Annotated in this window: 1 protein-coding gene; it reads right to left on the reverse strand. The window is 67.8% G+C overall.

Translation table 11 applies throughout. The features are described from left to right. Positions 1-1,770, reverse strand: a 1,770-nt coding sequence (locus AB0I34_RS44080; RefSeq protein ID WP_360458703.1) for a type I polyketide synthase, incomplete at its 3' end; no start/stop codon positions are given.

Consider the following 1,770-nt stretch of genomic DNA (forward strand, 5'->3'; position numbering starts at 1 on the left):
CGTCAACTCACGCAGTACCGGCGCGCCGACCAGGTCACCCGCACCGATCGCCCAGTCCACGAACTGCGTCCCCGGCACCAACACCGTCCCATGGACCGCGTGATCAGCCAGCCACGGCTCCAGCGCCGTCGAGACCTTGGTGGTGACGACCACACCCCCGTCCGCCAGCCGCAACACCGAACGCTCGTCACCAGCGGCATCAAGCCAGAACCGCTGCCGCTGAAACGCATACGTCGGCAGATCAGCCGGAGCCACAGCCGGCACAACTGGCGCCCAATCCACCGAAACCCCAGCCGTATGCAACACCGCCGCAGCACGAAGCACATCAGACAAGCCGCCGCCGTCCCGCTTCAGCGTGCCGGTCACCACGCAGTCATCAACCGTCTCCACAATCCCCGGCAACAACACCGGATGCGCCGACACCTCAACAAACCGACGCAACCCATCACCCGCCGCCGAACGCACCGCAGCCTCGAAACACACCTCAGCCCGCAGATTCGTATACCAATAGCCGCCGTCCAGCCCGACCGGATCAACCAACTCCCCGGTCACCGTCGAATACCAGGGCACATCAGCGGCGTGAAACTTCACGTCACCCAGCCGCTCTTTGAGGATGTCCTCAACGGCTTCGACCTGGCCGGAATGCGACGCATAATCCACATCCACCCACCGGGTACGCGCCCGACCCCAGTCCACCGACTCCAACGCCGCCCGGTCCCCCGACACCACACACAAACCCGGACCATTGACCGCCGCCACACCCACACCCGGAATCTCAGCCACCCGGGCCCGAACCTCACCGGCGGGCAACGCCACCGACAACATCCCACCCCGACCCGACAACAACTCCGCGATCACCCCCGCCCGCACCGCCACGATCCGGGCACCCTCCTCCAGCGACAACGCCCCCGCGACAACAGCGGCCGCCACCTCACCCTGAGAATGGCCGATCACCGCCGCCGGACGCACCCCCAACGACCGCCACACCCGAGCCAAAGACACCATCACCGCCCACATCAACGGCTGCACAACCCGCACGTCACCATCGACCGCCTCAAACACCGAACGGCCCGTCCATCGTCGCAACGCCTGATCGCACTCGGCCATCGCCTCCGCGAACACCCGCGACTCCACCAACAACCGGCCAGCCATCCCCTCCCACTGCCAACCCTGACCAGCGAACACCCACACCACACCACCCGGCGTCGCCGGCACCGGCGGGACTTCCAGATCATCCACCGAGCCGCCCACCGCGACCGCCCGATACGGCAACAACGCCCGCCGCGCAAGACCAGCCGCCACCGCATGCGCCGACACCTCCGGCCGCCCCTCGACGTACGCGGCCAGCCGCTCGATCTGCGCCTGAAGCGCGGCCGGTGAACGCGCCGACAACAACCACACCACCGGCCCCTCCGGCGTGACAACCGGCTCCGGCTCCACCTCAGGCGCCTGCTCCACGATCACATGCGCATTCGTACCGCTGACCCCGAACGACGACACACCCGCCCGACGCGGACGACCAGCCTCCGGCCATTCGCTCGCCTTCGCCGCGAGTTCCACCGCGCCGGCCGACCAATCCACCTGCGGCGACGGCGCATCGACGTGCAACGACCGCGGCACCACACCATGCCGCATCGCCAGGACCATCTTGATCACACCGGCGATGCCACCCGCGGCCTGGGTGTGCCCCAGATTCGACTTGACCGACCCCAGCAGCAAAGGCTGCTCCCGATCCTGTCCGTAGGTCGCAAGAACGGCCTGCGCCTCGAT

The organism is Kribbella sp. NPDC050281, from assembly GCF_040655855.1.
Classification (GTDB): Bacteria; Actinomycetota; Actinomycetes; order Propionibacteriales; family Kribbellaceae; genus Kribbella.